Source organism: Neisseria iguanae (assembly GCF_003013245.1).
Classification (GTDB): Bacteria; Pseudomonadota; Gammaproteobacteria; order Burkholderiales; family Neisseriaceae; genus Neisseria; species Neisseria iguanae.
The window spans coordinates 1-22,588 of sequence record NZ_PXYY01000036.1 but is presented as its reverse complement, the minus strand read 5'-3'; the positions used below and the strand labels follow the sequence as shown (position 1 = coordinate 22,588).

The 22,588-nt window shown below is 48.6% G+C and carries 17 protein-coding genes, 2 tRNA genes and 3 pseudogenes; 20 read left to right on the top strand and 2 right to left on the bottom strand.

Annotated elements, in window-relative coordinates; all coding sequences use genetic code 11:
* From C7N83_RS07050 to purH, 6 genes and pseudogenes are all read left to right on the top strand, one after another.
* Positions 1–147 (top strand): annotated as a pseudogene (locus C7N83_RS07050) (IS1595 family transposase); the annotation flags it as partial.
* A 363-nt stretch (positions 148–510) separates the two neighbouring features.
* Positions 511–1,137: a LysE family translocator gene (locus C7N83_RS07045; RefSeq protein ID WP_106741613.1), complete on the top strand. Its 627-nt coding sequence runs from the start codon at positions 511–513 to the stop codon at positions 1,135–1,137.
* Between the two features lie 188 nt (positions 1,138–1,325).
* Positions 1,326–1,571, top strand: a complete 246-nt coding sequence (locus tag C7N83_RS07040; RefSeq protein ID WP_106741611.1) for a Fis family transcriptional regulator — start codon at positions 1,326–1,328, stop codon at positions 1,569–1,571.
* 174 nt (positions 1,572–1,745) lie between these two features.
* Complete coding sequence (locus tag C7N83_RS07035) at positions 1,746–2,066, top strand: GNAT family N-acetyltransferase (RefSeq protein WP_211296605.1); 321 nt, start codon at positions 1,746–1,748, stop codon at positions 2,064–2,066.
* A 311-nt stretch (positions 2,067–2,377) separates the two neighbouring features.
* The gene (locus C7N83_RS07030) at positions 2,378–3,037 is read left to right on the top strand and encodes a hypothetical protein (protein WP_106741609.1); all 660 of its coding nucleotides are present in this window, start codon (positions 2,378–2,380) and stop codon (positions 3,035–3,037) included.
* Between the two features lie 456 nt (positions 3,038–3,493).
* Complete coding sequence (gene purH, locus C7N83_RS07020; protein ID WP_106741606.1) at positions 3,494–5,074, top strand: bifunctional phosphoribosylaminoimidazolecarboxamide formyltransferase/IMP cyclohydrolase; 1,581 nt, start codon at positions 3,494–3,496, stop codon at positions 5,072–5,074.
* A gap of 72 nt (positions 5,075–5,146) precedes the next feature.
* On the opposite strand, the gene C7N83_RS07015 is transcribed toward purH, so the two are convergent.
* On the bottom strand, positions 5,147–6,745 hold the full coding sequence (locus C7N83_RS07015; protein WP_106741605.1) for a peptide chain release factor 3: 1,599 nt from the start codon (positions 6,743–6,745) through the stop codon (positions 5,147–5,149).
* Between the two features lie 1,772 nt (positions 6,746–8,517).
* Complete coding sequence (locus C7N83_RS07005; RefSeq protein ID WP_106741602.1) at positions 8,518–10,869, bottom strand: TonB-dependent hemoglobin/transferrin/lactoferrin family receptor; 2,352 nt, start codon at positions 10,867–10,869, stop codon at positions 8,518–8,520.
* A 611-nt stretch (positions 10,870–11,480) separates the two neighbouring features.
* Between C7N83_RS07005 and C7N83_RS15930 the strand changes: the two are divergent.
* The 14 genes and pseudogenes from C7N83_RS15930 to C7N83_RS06935 form a co-directional block, all read left to right on the top strand.
* Positions 11,481–11,987 (top strand): annotated as a pseudogene (locus C7N83_RS15930) (hydroxyethylthiazole kinase); the annotation flags it as partial.
* A gap of 25 nt (positions 11,988–12,012) precedes the next feature.
* Positions 12,013–12,729, top strand: a pseudogene (thiD, locus tag C7N83_RS06985) (bifunctional hydroxymethylpyrimidine kinase/phosphomethylpyrimidine kinase); the annotation flags it as partial.
* Positions 12,730–13,102: 373 nt separating this feature from the next.
* Positions 13,103–13,519, top strand: a complete 417-nt coding sequence (locus C7N83_RS06980) for an OsmC family protein (RefSeq protein WP_106741594.1) — start codon at positions 13,103–13,105, stop codon at positions 13,517–13,519.
* Positions 13,520–13,879: 360 nt separating this feature from the next.
* Positions 13,880–14,626 carry a GntR family transcriptional regulator gene (locus C7N83_RS06975; RefSeq protein ID WP_106741592.1) on the top strand — a complete coding sequence of 249 codons (747 nt, stop codon included), beginning with the start codon at positions 13,880–13,882 and terminating at the stop codon, positions 14,624–14,626.
* A 42-nt stretch (positions 14,627–14,668) separates the two neighbouring features.
* Positions 14,669–14,827 (top strand): hypothetical protein, encoded by a 159-nt coding sequence (locus tag C7N83_RS14715; protein WP_170064839.1) that lies wholly within the window; start codon positions 14,669–14,671, stop codon positions 14,825–14,827.
* A complete protein-coding gene (locus tag C7N83_RS06970) occupies positions 14,757–15,659 on the top strand; it encodes a LysO family transporter (protein WP_106741616.1) in 903 nt (300 codons plus the stop codon). Before C7N83_RS14715 ends, C7N83_RS06970 begins: the two co-directional genes overlap by 71 nt.
* An 83-nt stretch (positions 15,660–15,742) precedes the next feature.
* Positions 15,743–16,516, top strand: a complete 774-nt coding sequence (locus C7N83_RS06965; protein WP_106741590.1) for a DeoR/GlpR family DNA-binding transcription regulator — start codon at positions 15,743–15,745, stop codon at positions 16,514–16,516.
* Positions 16,517–16,531: 15 nt separating this feature from the next.
* Complete coding sequence (locus tag C7N83_RS15210; RefSeq protein ID WP_211296604.1) at positions 16,532–16,885, top strand: glutathione S-transferase N-terminal domain-containing protein; 354 nt, start codon at positions 16,532–16,534, stop codon at positions 16,883–16,885.
* 34 nt (positions 16,886–16,919) lie between these two features.
* Positions 16,920–17,147: a glutathione S-transferase family protein gene (locus C7N83_RS15205; RefSeq protein ID WP_211296603.1), complete on the top strand. Its 228-nt coding sequence runs from the start codon at positions 16,920–16,922 to the stop codon at positions 17,145–17,147.
* A 114-nt stretch (positions 17,148–17,261) separates the two neighbouring features.
* A complete protein-coding gene (locus C7N83_RS06955; protein WP_106741589.1) occupies positions 17,262–18,953 on the top strand; it encodes a glutamine--tRNA ligase/YqeY domain fusion protein in 1,692 nt (563 codons plus the stop codon).
* Positions 18,954–19,149: 196 nt separating this feature from the next.
* The gene (rho, locus tag C7N83_RS06950) at positions 19,150–20,412 is read left to right on the top strand and encodes a transcription termination factor Rho (protein ID WP_106741587.1); all 1,263 of its coding nucleotides are present in this window, start codon (positions 19,150–19,152) and stop codon (positions 20,410–20,412) included.
* A 150-nt stretch (positions 20,413–20,562) separates the two neighbouring features.
* Positions 20,563–21,921 (top strand): deoxyguanosinetriphosphate triphosphohydrolase, encoded by a 1,359-nt coding sequence (locus C7N83_RS06945; protein WP_211296602.1) that lies wholly within the window; start codon positions 20,563–20,565, stop codon positions 21,919–21,921.
* 133 nt (positions 21,922–22,054) lie between these two features.
* A tRNA-Arg gene (locus tag C7N83_RS06940) sits at positions 22,055–22,131 on the top strand.
* A 21-nt stretch (positions 22,132–22,152) separates the two neighbouring features.
* Positions 22,153–22,227, top strand: a tRNA-Glu gene (locus C7N83_RS06935).
* Positions 22,228–22,588: the final 361 nt, after the last annotated feature.

The following is a 22,588-nucleotide window of genomic DNA, read 5'->3' as shown; positions in this document are numbered from 1 at the left end:
TGAAAATTTCCGGAATCAGGTAAAGCGCATTCTACGGAAATAGAACGGAAACCTTTCCCTTTATTCCCGAAGGAATGTGAATTTCGTTTTAACTTTGGCGTACCAAAAGGGCAGCTTAAAGTCTTGCTGTTTTGGTGTGGTATTTAAGGCTGATTTAATACAGCCTTCAAGTTTGGATAGGCGGTAAAATCCATGATGTAAATTGATTGGAGCCGTCTGAAAAAGATTCCACAAACTATATTTTTCAGATAGTCTGACAGTAATTTATCAATCTTCAGTAATCTGCTCCTTCACCCGTCCGGCGGGAGATGGCTAGGGATAAGGTGGCTTTAAAACGGATGAAAACCATCAAGGCCGTCTGAAAAAAGATTTTGCTAAACATATTTTTCAGATAGCCTAATAGAGTCTATCAATTTTCAGTAACCTGCCTTCTCCCGTCCGGCGGGGGATGATGGCTTTCAAAGAATAAAAGATATCAAGGCCATCTGAAAACATAATTCAAGGAAAGTCATGGATTTTTGGCAAGGATTTTGGATAATGACCGGCGTGCATCTCTTGGCCTGTATGTCGCCCGGGCCTGATTTTGTGTTGGTGTCGCAACAATCCTTGAGCCGAGGTCGGGCGGCAGGTTTGCTGACGGCGCTGGGTATCGCGCTGGGGTTTGGTATACACATTATTTATTCGGTGTTGGGGTTGGTGACGGTGGTGGCACAATCGGCCACGCTGCTGACGGTGATTAAAATCGGCGGCAGCCTGTATCTGATTTATATCGGTTACAAAGGACTGACTGCCAAAGCAGCCGATAACGTGATTGAAATCCGAGCTGAAGCAATGGCCGAGGAACCGGCTTGGCAAATCATCTGGCGAGGTTTGTTGTGCAATGTGCTGAACCCGAAGGCGGTGGTGTATATGTTGTCGCTGTTTACCGTAGTTTTATCGCCGGCTACGCCGCTGTGGCAGATGGCGGCTTACGGCGCATGGATGACGCTGATGCTGTTTGTCTGGTTCGGATTGGTGGCTTCGGTGTTGTCGGTGCCGGCAGTCAACCGCCGTTTCCAGCGTTTCGGCCATCAGATAGATCGCATTTGCGGTGGCGCATTGGTATTGTTGGGCATTAAATTGATGCGCGGCAGTTAAGGCGTGTTCGGCATCTTTTCAGCATAAAATACACCTGCTGTATGGAAAATGTGCGCAAGGTGTCTAACTTTACTGCGCTTTTCCGCCCAAAAGGATGCGACGCAGACGCAATGAGGATATGCCTTAGGAAAAGTCGTCACTCTGCCCTGTAGGCCATCTGAAAAAAATGTAAACGAAAAGAGAAAACAATGAAAACGCAAACAGTCGGTATCGCGCAATGTGTGGCGCAAAATTTAAAACAGTATTTTAAAGACTTGGCCGGTGAAACGCCGGTTGGCGTGTACGATATGGTGTTGCACCAAGTCGAAAAACCCATGTTGCAATGCGTAATGGACGAATGCAACGGTAATCAGTCGAAAGCCGCTGTGATGCTGGGCTTGAACCGCAATACCTTGCGCAAAAAATTATTGCAGTACGGTTTGCTGGACGATTGAAACGGATAAACAGGCCGTCTGAAAACATCCATTCAGTTTTCAGACGGCCTGTTTGCCATCAAAAAGATTAAGTCAATAATCAATAGGAAAACAAAATGAGCATCATCTGCCCATGCAGCCATGCAGGAAAAGGCATCGGACAAGTATGGCCACTGATGCGCGATTTGGCCGTGTTTGAACACCACATCGACAGCTTCGCCATCACGCCGCAAATCGTTAAAGCACACGGCTTCGACAAAAAAACCGCCCGATTTTTACTGCTTGGCCGCCGGTTCAGACAGCCTCATCGGCGGCATGTTGGTGTATTACTTTTTAAACTGCATTGCTCAAAACCAACCGGCGGTGTACGTCAAAGAAGTGTATGTCGCCGAGAATTTCCGCAGCCAAAAAATCAGTGAAAAGCTGATGCGCGCGTTGTATGCCGAAGCGAAGGCCAAGCCAAATAGACAGTCGTCGCATGCAACGATGCCGGACAAAGATTCTACCAGCACTTAGGCGTGGCGGAAGATAAAAAATGATTGGATTATGCATGGGAAATCAAGCAGCTGCGGTTAATCGTTAAAGCGGCATAACCGTATGTTCGCTTGAAAACGGAATATTTTCAGACGGCCTTAGAAAGATTTGTGTTGCAGTTTTCCGGATTTTACTTAATACAAGTTTAAATTTACAATATAGCAGCGTGAATACAATCGAATATAATTATGAATTTTTCTTTATGCATTTTTATATGTTGCCTATTTATATTATTCCTCTTGTTATTGTATTTCTATCTTACGGTTCCTGATTGGTTTGATAAGATTGTATTAATGCCTTTTAAAAAAGCATGGGAAGATACCGGGAAACCTAAAGCTATCATATGGATTTTATTAGGCATTGCAATGATATTTTCCAGCAGTTTTTATCATTCTCTTTTGAGTATTTCGGTGTTGCTATTTTTATTGACATGGCTGGGTATTTTTTCTTATATAGGAACATTGTTCAAGTTTAAAAAAGCTAATCACTGGGTAAGCCAGATTTCTGAATTTTTACTCGATATGATTGCTGTGTTTTCCTTTGCGTTTATTTTTAATTTAGTACTTCTAACGGTAATTGAGTTATTTCGAAATGATTTCCAAACTGTTTTGATTGAAGCAACAGTATTGTTTAGTATTGGTATTTTTTTTCTCGGAATCTATTATTCTTTTATTTTCTGGATAAGAGAAGATTTTGATATTAATAAGTTAATACAATATCAAAAAGAAAATTCTAAATATCAATTTACTAGAAACCATGCGGCAAAATTTGTTCATCTTACGGTCTTGATATTTTTGTTTAGTTCGGGTTTTTTTTCATATAAAGAAAACCAAAAAGCCCAACAAGATAATAATATACTAAAGATATGCAAAATCAGCGGAGAAAGCCCTAAGCAAATCAACTGTGACGAATCTAAAGGCTATATTATCCATAAGTTTATACCTGAAGGATAACCATAACCAAATAAAAATCAATGCTCTTCAAACTTTCTTGCCTTATTCATCTGAGACACCCCTTTAGTATTGCTGCCAAATGTGTTTATCTAATGCCTGTTATTGCGCTCATGTGTCGGTGTTTGCCGGCTGCTCATTGACTGTGCTGCCTGTGGTGTGGCTTATTTAGCGGGATTCCGCTTACGCAACAGAAGCTACTATTATGGCTGTTTTTTGCTAATTATATGTCGGTGCTGGTGTTGCGTTTTATTTTAAAGGCCGTCTGAAACAATATTTTTTCAGACGGCCTGTAGCTTGCAATATGCAGCAGATTGTTCACAATCCAGTTAAAAATCCTGCCAACCAATACTGCAAAAAAACGTAAAATAGGCGATAATGCAGCCTTACTGGTTTGGCGCCGTCGCGCCGATTTTTCAGACGGCTTCTTCAATTAACCCAACTCAAAAAGGAATTCGAATGGCAACCGTAAAACGTGCCCTCATCAGCCTGTCCGACAAAACCGGCGTGGTTGAATTTGCCCAAACCTTAACCCGACTGGGCGTGGAAATCTTATCTACCGGCGGTACGGCGAAACTATTGGCACAAGCCGGTATTCCTGTTATTGAAGTGGCCGATTATACCGGTTTTCCCGAAATGCTCGACGGCCGTGTGAAAACACTGCATCCGAAAATCCACGGCGGTATTTTGGGTCGCCGCGATTTGCCTGAACATGCTGCCCAAATGGAAGAACACGGCATCGGCAACATCGATTTGGTGTGTGTAAACCTGTATCCGTTTGCCGCCACCATTGTCAAGCCGGATTGCACACTGGAAGATGCGATTGAAAACATCGACATCGGCGGCCCGACCATGGTGCGCTCTGCCGCGAAAAACTGGAAACACGTTGCCATTGTCACCGATACCGCCGACTTTACCGATATTGCCGCAGAATTGGAAAACAACGGCGGCGTGTTGGGCGACAAAACCCGTTTCAACCTGTCGCGCAAAGCCTTCAGCCACACTGCGCAATACGACGGCATGATTGCCAATTACCTGAGCGCCTTGGACGACGAAAAATTGAGCGGCAAGCCGGAAGCAGGCGATTTCCCGAGCCGGTTCAATCAAAGCTGGATTAAAGTGCAAGACATGCGCTACGGCGAAAATCCGCATCAAAAAGCCGCCTTCTACCGCGACCTGTATCCGGCTGCCGGCAGCTTGAGCGCCTACCGCCAATTGCAGGGCAAAGAATTGTCCTACAATAACATTGCCGATTCCGATGCCGCGTGGGAAGCCGTTAAATCCTTCGAACAACCAGCTTGCGTAATTGTGAAACACGCCAATCCGTGCGGTGTGGCTGTGGCTGCCAATACCTTGGATGCTTACCGTTTGGCTTATGCTACCGACACCACCAGCGCGTTTGGCGGCATCATTGCTTTTAACTGCGAAGTAGGCGGTGCAACAGTGAAACAAATCACCGACAACCAATTTATGGAAGTATTGATGGCACCTGCGTTTACCGCCGAAGCCTTGGAAATCGTTGCCGCCAAAAAAAACGTGCGCGTGTTGGAAGTGCCGTTGGAAGAGGGAGGCAATCAATTCGACCTCAAACGTGTGGGTGGCGGCTTGTTGGTACAAACGCCTGACATCCTCAAACTCACCGCAGACGATTTGAAAGTCGTGACCAAACGCAGACCGACCGGGCAGGAAATCCATGATTTGCTGTTTGTATGGAACGTGGCCAAATTTGTGAAATCGAATGCCGTCGTATTCGGTAAAGGCGGCCAAACCTACGGCATCGGTGCCGGCCAAATGAGCCGTGTGGATTCCACCCGCATTGCCGCCCGCAAAGCGCAAGACGCGAATCTGGAATTGAACGGTGCATGCGCGGCATCGGATGCATTCTTCCCGTTCCGTGACGGCATCGATGTGATTGCCGAGCAGGGTATCAAAGCGATTATCCAACCGGGCGGCTCCATGCGCGATGAAGAAGTGTTCGCCGCTGCTGACGAACACGGTATTGCGATGGTGGTTACCGGCGTGCGTCATTTCCGTCATTGATTTCAAGAGAAATACAACGGGGCCGTCTGAAACTGATTGGGTTTCAGACGGCCCCGTTTTGTTCCGGCCCAATTAAGCGTTCAGATTCACCGCGTGTTCGCGTGTTTCGTGGAACACAATTTCCGGCCAGCGTTCTTGTGTCAAGCCCAGATTTACGCGGTTGGGGGCAAGGTAGGCAAGGTTGCCGCCGGCATCGACGGCCAAGTTGCCCGCGTTGGCTTTTTCAAATTCGGCCAGTTTTTTCTTGTCGTTGCACGATACCCAGCGCGCCGACCAAATCGATGCGTTGTCAAAGACGGCTTCTACGCCGTATTCCGCAGCCAAGCGTGAAGTGACGACTTCAAATTGCAACACGCCGACGGCCCCCAAAATCAAATCCGCGCCCGATTGCGGTTTGAATACCTGCACCGCGCCTTCTTCGCCAAGCTGTTGCAAACCTTTTTGCAGTTGCTTGATTTTCAGCGGATTTTTAATACGTACGCTGCGGAAGAGTTCTGGGGCGAAAAACGGAATACCGGTAAATGCCAATTGCTCGCCTTCAGAGAAGCTGTCACCGATTTGGATGTTGCCGTGGTTCGGGATGCCGATGATGTCCCCGGCGTAAGCTTTTTCGACCAACTCGCGGTCGTGCGACATAAAGGTTACCACACTGGAGGCGGCAATATCGCGGTTGATGCGCAGGTGTTTCATTTTCATGCCGCGTTCGAATTTGCCGGAACAAACGCGCAAAAAGGCGATGCGGTCGCGGTGTTTCGGATCCATATTGGCTTGGATTTTGAACACGAAACCGGAGAATTTTTCTTCGGTCGGCTCCACCACGCGCACGGTGGCATCACGGCCTTGCGGCGCGGGTGCCCAGTCGATGAGGGAATTTAAGATTTCTTGGATGCCGAAGTTGTTAATCGCCGAACCGAAGAACACTGGTGTGAGTTCGCCCGCCAAAAATCCGTCTAAATCAAATTCGTTGGACGCAGCCCGAACCAATTCGATTTCATCGCGTAATTGTTGTATTTCCAATGGGAAACGTGTTTCCAATTCGGGATTGTCAATGCCTTTAATGACATCGAATTCGTGCGGCAAACGTTCGCCGCCCGCTTCAAACAGATACACTTCGTCATTCAGGATGTGGTACACGCCTTTGAAGTTTTTACCCATGCCGATCGGCCAAGTCACCGGTGAGCAGCGGATTTTTAAGATGTTTTCCACTTCGTCGAGCAATTCCAAAGAATCGCGCACTTCGCGGTCGTATTTGTTCATAAACGTAACGATGGGCGTATTGCGCAGGCGGCAAACGTTCAACAATTTAATTGTCTGCGCTTCCACACCTTTGGCTGCATCAATCACCATCAAGGCGCTGTCGACCGCAGTCAATACGCGGTAGGTATCTTCCGAAAAATCTTGGTGGCCGGGGGTATCGAGCAGGTTTACTGTATGCCCGTGATAATCGAACTGCATCACCGACGAAGCCACCGAAATGCCGCGCTGCTTCTCGATGTCCATCCAGTCGGAAGTGGCGAACTTACCCGTTTTCTTACCCTTTACCGTACCCGCGTTCTGAATTGCCCCCGAAAACAGCAGCAGCTTTTCAGTGAGCGTGGTTTTACCCGCATCGGGGTGGGAAATGATGGCAAAGGTTCGGCGGCGGCGCACGTGTTCGGGGATATTCGACATAATGATTTTTCTAAAAATTTCAGGCCGTGATCGACGGCCTGTTGAATAACAAAAAGATGCGCAATTGTACAAAAAAACGCTTAAAGATTCAATGTTTGGATAAGAAAAGGCCGCCTGAACATTTGTTGGGACGGTCTTTTCCGGACAGTATAAATGAATAGGTGACATTCGGTGGTTCACGCCGGCAGTAACAGTGTACTTCCTTTCCAAGAATCGTCCATGCCGTACTTCGCCCCTTCGCAGCCCATGTCTGAGACATTGGATAAGCCTCCGGTGTTGACGGCGAATGCTGTATTCCAAGGCTTCTTGGGTGGGGGGGAATGTGGCCGATATCGCGGCTGTAAAGGTATGCGGCCAAGCCGAATTAAGTGTCGTTGGCGAATCTGATGGTTTATTCATCGCGGCTGAAACGGAATACCGGTGCGATCGGGCCGAAGATTTCTTTTTTGGCGAACTTAAATGTCTTGTGTGGTGTTGCGCAACACGGCAGGTCGCATAAACAGGTTGTCTGAAATGCCGCCGCACAATAATTTGCCGCCTTTTTGCCGTGTGTTGTTAACGATTTCAACTTCAGGCAGCAGAGGCAGGGCGTTTAGGTGTTCGACAAATTCTCGTCGGTATTGGCCGCAGCTGTCGGTGGGTGCTCAGGGTGGCGTGCGCCATTACCGCGCCAAAGTATGCCCAAGCCGTACGATTTTAAATTACTTAACAAGCCGTTGGGGAATTTTGGTGTTGGTAGTGACAGACAAACCGGCACCAAGCGATTTAGCGAGATTTGTGGTGGGATGGCGCCGTATCCGAGTATGTTCCGAGACCTGAAACAGCCAGAACAGGACGGATTGTTTACCGCAAATTTTTTGGCGCCATACCGACCCATGTGGCGATACGCCGACTATCCGGGCAGGTGGTAAAGTGGCGGATTTGGGAATGGCTTGAAATTGATTTAAATGATCTTTTGCCAAGTCAAAAGCAAAACCTCAAATGTAAATTTGGGGTTTTGGTTTGGTTGTAACTGATGAATTGTCGTCACTCTGATGGGTATTGTCTTTATAACACTAAAAATCACACAAATCATGACTACGCCCAAAAATGCTATATTCCTTGGTGTTATGGCAATGACAATAAAAACTGCCGCTATAACCAAAATAGCATGCTGATGTAATATTAACCGATTTTCATAAAATTTTTTCCAAATTAAAAAGGCGGGTTATTCTAAGGTAAATTTATTTTAAATCATTGGGCATAAAATGGAAAATGGTGATTCGGTTTGGGAATTAATTTTAGATATAGCAGATATAGCGTGTCATATCAGCCGTTTTGGGAATGGCCTGATCCAATTCGGGATTTTTGTAGGGGTGGACAACCGTTTTGTGAAAAACTGATTGCGGCTTGAGAAATTTGATGTAGTTTTCTTGGCCGGCACATGGCGCGACCGTCATGACCGGACTATCGGCCGTATCGTAAATGGTGGTGGCGTGTTGTTTCAGGTATTTGGTAAAAGCAGATGAGATGTTGGTTCCGATTGCAGGGTATGATGAAAGCGGGTCAAAATCAAAATACAGTGAAACTACTAAAAACCGCTAAGGCGCCAGCCTGCCGCAGTCCGGCGAGAACGATTTTATCAGCCGCTGAAGCGGCAACAGAATCGGTTCCGTACGGGTCGCACTGTCTGCGGAAGACTGCATTTTGTCCTTATTTTTAATTGGTTCCACTGTATCCGGGACGGTATTTCAGACGGCCTTTTCATACCGGGTAGGCCGTCTGAAAAGGCATCAGAATTTGTATTCCAATGAAACCGCATAATTTCGGCCTGGCGCGTAGTAACGTTGCAGGCCTTCGCCTTTGCGGTCAACCGAGTTGGTGGTGCTGTGTGCGTTAATCCCGCGCAAGGCATCCCATGTGTGGTATTTCCGGTTGAAAGCGTTGTAGATACCGGCACGCAGGATCAGGTTTTTGGTTGGTTTGTAAAATCCATATAAGTCAAAAATATAAGCCGGTTTGTTCAAATATTTGTAGGTAACAGTTTCTTTGTATTTTTCGATACGTACACATATTTCATCGCGATACCAGTAATCAAATTCATATTTGGTACAACGGTTTTTGATCTCACTGGTTTTGGCATCACGTGCTTTTTTGCGGCCGAAGTAACTCAGGCGCGAAAATATACCCCATCTGCCGTCGGGTTGTTCATAATCCAAACCGATGACTGCTTTCAAGGGTTGTTGTGAAAGCAGGCTGCTGCCGTTGGAAAGTTTGCTGCGGCTGTAGCCGAGTGCGCCGAACAATTTCCAACCTTCGGGCAAAGGTGAGATTTCATTCAAATTCAGATGGCCTTTGAATTCCAAGCCGTAAATTCGGGCTTTATCCAGATTGACCATCTGCATGACCGGAGTCTGGTAAATGCGCCCATATTCTTCCTTCTCAATCAGGTTTTCCGATTCAAACAGGAAATCACGGTAGCGGCTGTGGTAAATGCTGAAATTCATTTGCCCCTTTTTGCCGTTACCCTGTAAAGACAAGGTTTGGTTCAAGCTGCGTTCGGCTTTCAAATCAGGATTGGATTTCCAAGTGCCGTAAGGGTTGGTGAAGGTGAAATACATTTCGGAAGCAGTCGGTACGCGGTAGCCGCTGGAAAGCTGATAGCCGACTTTCCATGCATCGTCGAGTTTTATGTCTAATCCGGCGAAACCACTCCAATTGTTGAAGTGTTTGCCGGACGCTTTACCTTCTTCGGTACATGCGGTGCTGCAGATGGCGTTGAGTTCTTGCGGTGCCACTTTTTCACGGTCGTAACGGATGCCGATTCGGCTGGAGAACACGGAATTCCAAACGATGTTGTCACGCAGTGATAAGCCTATTTGCGTGGTGCGCATCGGGTATTGGATGGTGTAGGTTCTCAATGTTTCGTAAGATTTGCCGATGCCGAATTTGTCGTGATTGATGTTTTGGAAGTCACGACGGGAAATAAAAGTTTTGAAAGAAAGGTTGTGTTGTGTGCCGCCCCATTGCAAAGGCTGGCTGTCGGCACGCAGGCTCAGGCGCTTGTACCGGGTCTGCATGTTTCGGTTGAATAATTCGTCCATTTCCTTTTCGTTGGTGCGCCAGTTGTGGTAGCCTTTGTAATTCAATGCACCCAAGTTGGCGCGTTGGTAGTCGAGGTCGGTACGCAATAAGGCCAGCCAGTCCGAATCGGGTGTGTATTCGTGATGGAAATTGAGATTGAAACGCTTGCTGCGGTCGTCAGCTTCGCGCCATTGGCTGCTAAGCAGGCTGTAAGAATGCTCCAGCGTGTAGTTTTTACTGCTTTGGCCATTAACCGCCAACACGGCACGGTGTTCCGGATTGAACTGATAACCGAATTTGGCCAGATAGCTGTGGTTGCGGTGTTTGGCAGGGTCGGGATGCTGGCTTGAGCTGCCGGAATAATTCTTACCTTCGCCGCGGCTGGTCATTTCATGGCCGTAACGTTGCGAATACATGGTCAGCGCATCGAATTGTTCGCCCACATAAGCCGTGCCGACAGTATGTGTCCATTCGCGGTTTTTCGAAGCATAGCCGCTGCGCAGCAAGACACCTGCTTTTTGGTCGGGTGCGACAATATCCCGGGCTTCCAGTGTGCGGTAATTAACCGTGCCGCCCAATGAACCACTGCCCGATTCGAACGAATCTGCCCCTTTGACGATATCGATGTTGCGCACCAATTCCGAATCAATCGACAAACGCGAAGGATTGAAATTGCCGTAGCGCGAATACAGTGAATTTTCTTCCGAGTCGGGAAGATTGACGCCGTCGATGCTGATGCCCACGCGGTTGCCTTCTACGCCGCGGATGGAAAACCCTTTCAGATGGCGGCCGTTGTCGGAAATACCGACATCGGTGGTGTAACGCACCAAATCACGCGTGTCGCGAATCATTTCTTCTTGGATTTTTTCTGCGTTGTAACGCTCGTTGGTCGGGCGGACAATGCGGTTGGCGGTAACCTGAACCTGCGCTAGTTCCGCCTGATGCCCGGCTTGCGGCCCGCTGCGGGTATATTCGTCTGCGCCAACCTCCGCTGCCCGGGCAGAATTGCCGGACAAGAGGCCGATCATTGCGGCTAAAGGGATAATATGTCGTGTTTTCATGGGTTTATCTTTTAAGAATCGATTAGGATCATCAAAATGTAAAATGAAAAAAATAATTAAAATTGTACAATGCAAGAAAATAGTAATATATATCATTTTTATTTCAATATCAATATAAACCTTAACTGTTATTAACGAAATCAACAATTGATTAACAAAATCAGTGTTTGCCCACAAAAGCTTGACTGGTTTGAACCGACAATATGCACTATGATGGCAAACATACGCAAAACATTGCCATGGGGCGGTAATTTACGCTAAGATGGCTTCATTATTTTTTAGAGTCGGGGTGCGGCCGGCAGAGGCTGCTGGGAACATACCCGTGAACCTGATACAGTTTGCACTGGCGTAGGAAACGCATCACAATCATTTATTGGTATGAAGGCACAACCAGCGCATCGGCGGGTTGTGCTTTTTTTGTTGGCGGCCGGATGATTCAGACGGCACTGAGAAGCACGCAAGGCCGTCGGAAATATTTCAAAGGAAACCAATCATGAATTTTGCCTGCTTGGAGTAAATGCGTGCGCACATCCTTTGGGATACAACATCACCATACCGTAGCAGTACCCTTTACCTACAACGGCCTGCTGGCGGTCGGGGTGTCGCCGATTATGGCAGATGAGCCTGCCGAAATGGCCGATATGGCGGCAATTTTCATTAATATCGGCACGTTGGAGTAATCTGCCATCGCGGCAATATTGGCGGCCGGCAAAGCGGCTAATGCGCGCAGTATGCCGATGGTGCCGGATCCGGTAGGCGTGGCGGCAACGCCGTTACGCCGCGAAACCGCAGCGCGTTTGTTGGAAGAGATTGAGTTTTCAGCAATACGCGGCAATATGGCAGAAATCGGTTTTATCGGCGGCAAAGCATGGCAGGGTAAGGACGTCGATGCGGTAGAGGGAGCGGACAATGTGGCGCAGGTTGCGGCGGCACAGAAATATTAATGCATTGTCACGGTGAGCGGCGAGACGGATTATGTTTCAGACGGCATTTCGACTTTTACCGTGAAAAACCATGCGCCGCTGTTTCCCAAAATCACCGCTTCGGGTTGTTTGCTCAGTGTCGTGATTGCCGCATTTTTAGCATCGGCGGAGCAGGGAGGTGGTTCGGCCGCTGTGACCCAATCCTCTGCCTTTTATACCAATGCGCGGCGTGTTCGGCACCGGCGTGCTGACGGCAGTTACTGCGCAAAACACTTTAGGTGTGCACGCCGTACATTTCGTGCCGGCCGATATCATTACTTCGCAAATCAAAGCAGTAGCCGATGACTTCGACATCCGCGCGTTCAAGATCGGTATGCTCGGCACGGCAGAAATCATTGAATGCGTGGCCGATAATCTGCAAAACTGCCGTTTCGGACAAATGGTGCTCGATCCAGTGATGGTTGCCAAAGGCGGTGCTTCATTACTGCATGGTTCGGCGGTGGAAGCCATGAGAAAATACTTATTGCCGCGTACCGATGTGCTCACGCCCAACCTGCCCGAAGCCGAATCCTTGACCGGCGTGAAAATCAACAACCGCCAAGATGCTGCGCGCGCCGCGCGTATGCTGCAAGAAACAGGTGTGAAGCATGTGGTGATTAAAGGCGGACATTTGAACGACAGCCAAAGTGAAGTCTGTACCGATTGGCTGTTTACCCCAAACGATATGGTGGAAATGGAAAGCCTGCGTTTCCCGACACCGCATACCCACGGCACCGGTTGCACTTTTGCCGCCTGCATTACCGCTGAATTGGCCAAAGGTTTTACGGTGGAGCAGGCAGTGCAGACGGCGAAAGATTACATCACTGCCGCCATCAGCCACCCACTGAATATCGGCGCAGGCCGCGGGCCGGTGAATCATTGGGCTTACCGTGATTGACGGATTAAGTAAAAAGGCCGTCTGAAAACATCGTTTTTTTGAATCACAACCATATTTTCAGACGGCCTGTTGTGTAGGAATTTCATAAATGGGGCGCAGCATGGTAAATTCAGATGCTGTTTTCCAGGCTGAAATTGATTGCCTGAATATTGCCTCAAACCATTTTTATCACAGCATCTTTTTGCATAAGGCAAAATATTGTTCCTGCCGGCGGCATTGGTAATTTTAAATGAAATTGTTTACAATATGAGACCTTTGGGGAAATCGGATTAAAAACCGAAACCGATATAATCCTATTTTTTGCAACAGTCTCAATACACGGCATCAAGGCGGCAGAATCAGGCTCGGCGATGATGGTGAAGAAGGTTAGAATATGCAGGTAACATCAAAATGGTTGGACGGAATGTGTTTTGTCGGTACGACTGAAGGCGGACACAGCGTGGTGATGGAAGGGGCGGCGGTGGAAGGCGCGGTGAAGCGCGGCGCAAGCCCGATGGAAATGTTGTTGCTGGGTGTGGCCGGTTGCTCCAGTATTGACGTGGTGATGATTGCCGTAAAACAGCGTCAAAAAGTGGTCGATTGCCAAGCCACGGTTACGGCCAAACGCTCCGATGAAGCACCGCGCGTGTTTACCGAAATCCATATTCATTTCAAAGTAATCGGCCATGATTTGAAAGAAACTGCGATTGCTAAAGCCGTGGAATTGTCGGCTGAAAAATACTGTTCTGCGTCAATTATGCTGGGCAAAGCAGCCGTCGTGACCCACAGCTTTGAAATTGCCGAAGCCTGATTTGTCAGCGGCATCATTTAAGTTAAGTTTGAATTAATTATGCGGTTTCGGCTGAATAATAAGCGGCGGCCGTTTGAATGGTGAAATAGTGCAAAGGCCGTCTGAACAGCATGATAGGGCGGATCGGCAGGTATTGGGCATACGTCTGCCGGTATCCGCCCGTCAAATCAGCAGATATATTCAGGCTGTATCTTTGAATATATCTGCTGATTTAAACCTTCTCTCTCTATTTAATCGCCTTGTAATACTCGGCTTTCTTTAGAAATATTGTGCAATTGATGTCTTTAATTGTCAACAATTTTTATTAATTTAATATTGTAAATAACCTGTTTGCGCAAGTGAAATTATTAGGTAAATCAAATGACTAACCAAAATAAATCAAATCATACCGCCACTAATACTGCCCCGGCGACGTCTTCATTGATTTTGGAAGAGCGGCACGATTCCGAACTTTTCCGCGTGTATGCGTCCATTTTGGATGCGATTACCGACCACGTTTTACTGCCGGGAAAAAAACTGACTGAATCGGATTTGTGCCGTCAGATGGTGTGTTCGCGCAATACCGTACGCAGCGCCTTATCGTTATTGGCGCACGATAAAATCGTCGATTTGCAGCCCAATCGCGGGGCATTCGTACATGTGCCTGATTTAAAGGAAATTCAGGATGTATACAATTCCCGTATTGAGTTGGAAACCATGATTTTCAACCTGCTGATTGAATTGCCGGATTTGGAAACGCGTCTGCAGCCGCTATATGACATGATTGAGCGCGAAGCCGAAGCATCGGCCAAGGCCGACCGCGTGGGTTGGAACCGTCTGGCTAATGCCTTCCACGTTGAACTGGTGCGCCTGCTGGATAATGACGTGCTGTTCGAAATCATGAATACGCTATGTGCCCGTTCGTCGCTGATTGTGGCGGTGTTTGGTGAACGCAGCCACGGCCACGGCCACCGTACCAGCGGCCATACCTGTGACGAACACCGCGAAATTCTTGATTTGCTCGCGGCCGGGAAGCGCACGCGCGTGTTGAAACTGTTGCGCCGCCATCTGGGCGGTTGTATCGAGCGTTTGGAGAGCAAATATGAGGCGAAAAACGAATTGCATTGATTAGTATTGGTGAAAAAGGCCGTCTGAAAAGCAGGCGGACTGTTGAACCATGCATTGATGGTGTTTGCCGGCACAATCAAGCTGATTAACCGCCCCGAAGCGTTTCAGACGGCCTTTGATGTGGGAAAATATGGAAAGTTTGATGACTTTGTTGTCGGTGTTGGTGCCGATGTTTTGTGGTTTCTTTATCCGCTTTCCTAAGCTGTATTTGGCTTTAGTGGATAAAGTGCTGGTGGTGCTGGTGTATGCCGTATTGTTTTTAATCGGCATATCGCTCTCGCGCGTGGAAAATTTGGGTTGCCAGCTCAATACGATTGTGCTGGCAACTTTGTTATTGTTTGCTTGCACCATCGGCATGAACCTGCTGGCCCTGATGTGGTTTGACCACTGTTTTCCTTGGAAGACGCAGGGTTCGGGCAAAACATCCGATGTCAGCCTGTCGAGCAGTGCGAAACAGATCGGCTGCGTGGCGTTTGGTTTTGTGTTCGGAAAGCTGATGGCCGATGTGTGGCTGCCGTCTGAACATTTGGGCATATATTGTCTGATGGCTTTGGTGTTGCTGATCGGTATTCAGCTCAAAGGCAGCGGCGTGAGTTTGCGCCAAGTATTGATTAACAAACGTGGTGTGCAGACGGCTATTTTGATGATGGTTTCGTCGCTGGCAGGTGGTTTGTTGTTTGCTGCGTTGAATGAAGACGTATCATGGCTCAAAGGGCTGGCTTTGGCTTCGGGTTTCGGCTGGTATTCGTTGTCGGGTTTGGTGATGACCGAAGCCTACGGCGTGGTGTGGGGCAGCATTATGCTGCTGAATGATTTGGGGCGCGAGTTTTTCGCTCTGGTGTCCATTCCCATGCTGATGCGCCGCCATCCGAGTGCGGCCGTGGGGGTGGGCGGTGCGACCAGTTTGGATTTTACTTTGCCAATTATCCAAACTTCGGGCGGTTTGGCCGCAGTGCCACTGGCGATTAGTTTCGGCTTTATCGTCAACGTGGCAGCGCCCTTTTTGATGGTGGTTTTTTCTTCATTTGGTTGAATTGGTTAACAAAATTTGGCAAAATCCTTAAAGATAAGTTCCACATAAGAAAAATACTTGTTGTTCACACAAAAGAGAACACCATGAAGCCACGAATCCAAAGACACGAAAAAATCATCGAATTGGTGCGCGCGCAGCATTATATGTCCATCGACCAATTGGCTAAAGAATTGGATGTGACCCCGCAAACCATCCGCCGCGACATCAATTTGTTAAGCGAACAAAACATGTTGCGCCGCTATCATGGCGGGGCGACTTTGGGCGATGTTTTAGAAAGCGAATTGCAGCAAGGCAAACGTAATAGCCATCAGGAAGAGAAAAACGCCATTGCGCAACTGATTGCCGAACAAATTCCCGATAATGCATCGCTTTTTGTCAGTATCGGCACCACCATGGAAGCCGTGGCTGCCGCGCTGATCAAGCAACGCCGCAACCTGCGCATCATCACCAACAATATTTACGTCGCCTCGATGGCGTCTTCCCGCAGCGATTACACCGTCATCATCACTTCGGGTGTGGTGCGTCCCATCGATGGCGGTGTTACCGGCGTGGCTACCGTGGATTTCATTAACCAATTCAAAGTCGATTATGCGGTGATGAGCACCCACGGCGTAGAAGAAGACGGTTCGCTCTTGGATTACGATTATAAAGAAGTCAGCGTTATGCAGGCGATGATGAACAATGCGCGGGTGAAGTTTTTGGGCGTAGATCATACCAAGTTCAACAGCAATGCCTTGGTGCGTTTGGGCAGTATTACCGAATTCAATAAAGTATTCACCGACCGCGCGCCGGCGGACAATATGCGCAAAATTCTCGACAGCGCAGGCGTAGAATGGCTCACGCCGCCTACGCCCTAATCTCAGGAACAGAACATGAAATTGTGGTATTCCAATACCAGCCCGTATGTGCGCAAAGTGCGTGCCGTGGCCGTTTATCACGGCTTGGACACACAGATTGAAGAGCAGCTCATCAGCAGCGCAGCTTTTTCCGAGCAAGCCGAACACAACCGCGATACGCCGCTCGGCCGTATTCCGGTCTTGCAAACCGATGAGGGGATATGGCCCTACAGCAGCAATGTCATCGCCGAATACCTTGATGCACACGGCAGCGGCCAAACTTTATATCTGCAAGATGCCAAGCGCTGGGCGGTATTGAATCTGCACGATTTGGCCGCAGGTATACTGGACAACACCATTGCCATGGTGGGGGAAAAGCTGGCGCCCTGAGGCCGAATGGTGGCAATCCTGACATACGCAGATCATGCAGCGTAACTTGCACACGCTACCGGTGTTGGCCGAAGCCATCAAGTCATTTGGCAAGGAATTGAATATCGGCACGTTCAATGCCGTGTGCGCGATTGATTTTTTTCGTTTCCGCAACGCGCTGACCGAAGCCGACAAAATGGCAGGTTTTACCGAATTGGCTACGTGGGCAGACGAAATGAATGCACATTATACCTGCTTGGCAGCGACCAAACCTTGTGCATAGGCGATTTATCAAATCCGCCATCTCAGGTACAATCCATTTTTCAAAAATTCGTTCAGACGGCCTTTTAAAATCAAATAGGCCGTCTGAATCCTTATCTTTTATAAAGACGATTTTATGCTGAATAAAGAACAATTTGCGGACAACCATTTTATCCGTACCATCATCGAAGACGACTTACAAAGCGGCAAACACAGCGTCATCCAAACCCGCTTCCCTCCCGAGCCAAACGGCTATCTGCACATCGGCCACGCCAAATCCATCTGCCTGAACTTCGGTTTGGCCTATGTTTATGACGGCTTGTGCAACCTGCGTTTTGACGATACCAACCCTGAAAAAGAGAGCGACGAATACGTCAATTCGATTAAAGAAGACGTATGTTGGTTGGGCTTCGAATGGTCGGGCGAGCCGCGTTATGCGTCTAATTATTTTGATCAACTGTTTGATTATGCAGTCGGTTTGATTAAAGAAGGCAAGGCATATGTCGATGATTTGACTGCCGAAGAAATGCGCGAATACCGCGGCACACTCACCGAGCCGGGTAAAAACAGCCCATACCGTGACCGAAGCGTTGAAGAAAACTTGGATTTATTCTACAAAATGCGCGACGGTGAGTTTGCCGACGGCAGCAAAACCCTGCGCCTGAAAATCGACATGGCGGCGGGTAATGTCAATTTGCGCGACCCCGTGATTTACCGCATCCGCCGTGCGTATCACCACAATACCCGCGACAAATGGTGCATCTACCCGATGTATGACTACACCCATGCCATTTCCGATGCGATTGAAGGCATTACCCATTCGCTGTGTACGCTAGAATTTGAATCACACCGTCCGCTGTATGACTGGGTGCTCGACAATATCCCTGCGCCGCATGCTACCTGTCCGCGCCAATACGAATTTTCGCGCTTGGAACTGCTTTATTCCATCACCTCCAAGCGCAAGCTGAACCAATTGGTTTCAGACGGCCATGTGTCCGGCTGGGATGATCCGCGCATGCCGACTATTTCCGGTATGCGCCGCCGCGGGTACACGCCTGAAGGTTTGCGCCTGTTTGCCAAACGCGTGGGCATTTCCAAGTCGGAAAACGTTGTGGATATGAGTGTGCTGGAAGGGGCGGTTCGCGAAGAATTGGAAAATTCCGCCCCACGCCTGATGGCGGTGCTGAAACCTTTAAAAGTAACCCTGACCAATTTTGAAGCAGGTAAAACCCAAAGCCGCCGCGCTGCCTTTCACCCGAATCACGAAGAAATGGGTGACCGCGAAGTGCCCGTTTCGCAAACAATTTACATTGAAGCCGACGATTTTGCCGAAGAGCCGCCAAAAGGCTGGAAACGCTTAACTTTAGGCGGTGAAGTGCGCCTGCGTCACGGTTATGTGATTAAGTGTGATGAAGTGGTGAAAGATTCAGACGGCCATATTGTTGAATTGAAATGCTCGATTGACCACAACACTTTGGGTAAAAATCCGGAAGGCCGCAAGGTCAAAGGCGTGATTCACTGGGTATCGGCCGAACACGCCGTCGAAATCAATGTGCGCCTCTACGACCGCCTGTTTACCGCCGAACGCCCTGATGCCGTGCGCGGCGAAGACGGCGGATACCTGCCGTTTACCGATTTTCTCAATCCCGAGTCAATAAAAGAAATTACCGCTTATGCCGAACCTGCTGCCGCCAAACTGCCGCCCGAAAGCCGCCGGCAGTTTGAACGCATCGGTTATTTCGTGACCGACCGTAAAGACCACCGCGCCGGGCAGCCGGTATTCAACCGTACGGTTACCCTGAAAGATTCATGGCAGTCTAAGTCATAATCAAATAAGGCCGTCAGCAAAAGAAAAGATTTTCAGACGGCCTTCCATCTTAAATCTGCACCAAATACGGATAATAATTGACACGAAAAGCCTGACCGCCTAAAATCCCAACTTCGTTCAGAACATGCCTTTCATACGGCACCATCCATTCTTTCAGGCGGATCCATCGTCTTCAATTCTATCAAAATCATTCATTATGCACGTTTCCGAACTCCAAACCCAACACATTTCCAAACTCTTGGAGATGGCCGAACAACACGGTATCGAAAATGCCAACCGCTTACGCAAACAAGACCTCGTTTTTGCCATTGTGCGCCAAAAAATGAAGCAGGGTGAAAGCTTTACCTGCTCCGGCACCTTGGAAATTCTGCCCGACGGCTTCGGTTTTCTGCGCAGTGCCGACACCTCTTATCTGGCCGGTCCTGATGATATTTACGTTTCCCCGAGCCAAATCCGCCGCTTCAACCTGCACACCGGCGACACCATCGAAGGCAGCGTACGCGTACCGAAAGACAACGAACGCTATTTCGCCCTCGTGCGCTTGGATACCATCAACGGCGATGATCCTGAAGCTTGCAAACATAAGATTTTGTTTGAAAACTTAACGCCACTTTTTCCAACCAGACAATTCAAACTCGAACGCGACATCAAAGCCGAAGAAAACCTGACCAGTCGTGCGATTGACTTGGTATCGCCGATCGGTATGGGGCAGCGTGCGCTGCTGGTTGCGCCGCCGAAAACCGGTAAAACCGTGATGCTGCAAAACATCGCCCACGCCATTACCGCCAATAACCCCGAAGTCGAACTGATTGTACTGCTGATTGACGAACGTCCGGAAGAAGTGACCGAAATGAGCCGCAGCGTGAAAGGTGAAGTAGTATCTTCCACGTTTGACGAACCGGCGCAACGCCACGTTCAGGTTGCCGAAATGGTTTTGGAAAAAGCCAAACGCATGGTCGAACACAAAAAAGACGTGGTGATTCTGCTTGATTCGATTACCCGTTTGGCGCGCGCCTACAATACCGTGGTGCCGACTTCCGGCAAAATTCTGACCGGCGGTGTCGATGCCAATGCCTTGCACCGTCCGAAACGCTTCTTCGGCGCGGCGCGTAACGTGGAAGAGGGTGGTTCGCTCACCATTATCGCCACTGCCTTGGTCGAAACCGGCAGTCGCATGGACGACGTGATTTACGAAGAATTCAAAGGCACAGGCAATATGGAATTGCACCTTGACCGCCGTATGGCCGAAAAACGCCTGTTCCCGGCGATCAGCATCAACAAATCCGGCACACGCCGCGAAGAATTGCTGGTGCCGAACGACCAACTCCAGCGTATGTGGCTGCTGCGCAAATTCCTTCACCCGATGGACGAAATCGAAGCCACCGAGTTTTTGGTCGGCAAGCTGAAAGATTCCAAGGATAACAACGAATTTTTCGAACTTATGCGCGGTAACAAATAAAACTAAAACGTAGGAGCATGAACGGTGGGAATACATTCCTGCCGTTTTGTTTCATCCCATGAATGTTAAACAGGCCGTCTGAAACTTTCAAACGACCTGAATTTATCTATCGTATAGTCAAAACCATTCAAACCCATACGGAACCACATAATGCAGGCGAAAATGAACTGGCAGGATTTATTGTCCACCCGACGCTTCCGCGTGAAAGACGGTGCCATTGTGCCGACGGTAACACCGTCCACACAAGAAGGCATGGACGCCTTGCGCACCGACTTTCACATCGACTACGACCGTGTGGTGTTTTCCGGTTCGTTCCGCCGCTTGGGGCGAAAAACCCAAGTCCACCCCTTTGCCAAACACGATCTGACCCACAACCGCCTGACCCACAGCGTGGAAGTCGCCAGCGTCGGCAGAAGCCTAGGCAACCGCGTCGGCATGATGTTGCAGGCAGGAGAATTTCTACCTTTGGGCAATATGCCCGGCGACATCGGCGCTGTTGTGCAAGTCGCGTGTTTGGCGCATGATTTGGGCAATCCGCCGTTTGGCCACACCGGTGAAGAAGCGCTGCGCGATTGGTTCAGAAATCCGCAACACAGCCGCTACCTGCAAGGATTAAGCGACATAGAGCGCAGCGATGTCCAAACCTACGAAGGCAATGCACACAGTCTGCGTATTTTGGCAACCTTGGAAATGTACCGTAACTGTGGCGGTATGCGGCTTACCGCCGCCGCCATCGGGGCATTGCTGAAATATCCATGGACCACGCTTCATCCCAACGGCAGAACAAAATTCAATATCTATCAGACCGAGCTGCCCTTTATCCAGCGCGTTGCCGAAGAATTGGGGTTGCTTGAGTTGGGTGGAAATTATTGGGCCCGCCATCCGCTTTCTTACTTGATGGAAGCCGCAGACGATATCTGCTATGCCTTATTGGACTTAGAAGATGCGGTCGAGTTGGATTTACTCAGCGACACTGAAGTCGAAAGCATTTTATCAGAACTCACCTTTACCGAAAGCACATGGTATGCCCAATCCAGCCGCCAACGTTGTGCCATGTTGCGCGGTATCGCTATCGGCCGCGCTATTGATGATGTTGCCCAAACTTTTATGAAGCACCAATACGATTTGCTCAACGGCGAATTCAAAGGCAAAGACTTAATCGCCTTGTGCAGCCCGGCAGTCCAGAACACACTTGAAAAAGCCAAAGATTTAGCGCGCATGCGCATTTTCCGCCACCACACCAAGCTTATCACCGAAATTGCCACTTTCCCATGTCTAGGCTCGATTTTGGATTTGCTCGTGCCGGCCGCACATGCTTATTTGGCGGATAAAACCGTCAATTCGCGTCAATTGTTAGCATTGGAACTGCTCAAAAACGACGATCCCATCACCGAAAACGATACGCTTTACCAAGCCTATATGAAAATTTTAGATTTCGTCGGCGGTATGACTGACAATGCCGCCGCCAAAATTGCGCAGGATTTATCAGGTTTAGGTATGTTGAAATAAAATTTATTTAATTTTATTTCAACTACTTATTAAAAATCTATAAAAAGAATGGCAAATACACTAGACACCTTTTAATAAATTCTATATTATCCGACTTTCTTAATTCACAACGCAACAGCGAAGTGATGGTAAAGCACCCGTAGCTCAGTTGGATAGAGTATCTGGCTACGAACCAGAGGGTCGGGCGTTCGAATCGCTCCGGGTGCGCCATAGAAGAAAATCCTTTATTTCGCGCCCATCGTCTAGCGGTTAGGACATCGCCCTTTCACGGCGGTAACCGGGGTTCGATTCCCCGTGGGCGTACCAGTTACGTGATTAAAGCCTTGCTAAATAGCAAGGCTTTAATTTTTTGTGTTTTAAAATCCAACATGTTGGATTTTACTGAACTTCAGTAAATATTGAAATTTTTCAGACGGCCGTGAGTCCGCATTTCAAATGCAACACTTGGCTGTTCCCGATTGTACCGCTTTCAGAAACAAATTAACCGGAGAATCATAATCCGGCATTTTTCCCCGACGGCGGTTGGGGGCATCTTCGACTGCCTTAATTTGTTGCCTGCCGAATTTCCTGAAATCCGTTCCTTTCTGGAAGTATCGGCGTATCAACTGCCGGTATTCCCTACCGTCCCCTTTCCCCAAGAACGGCAGGGAGGGCAGAAGTAGGTTTG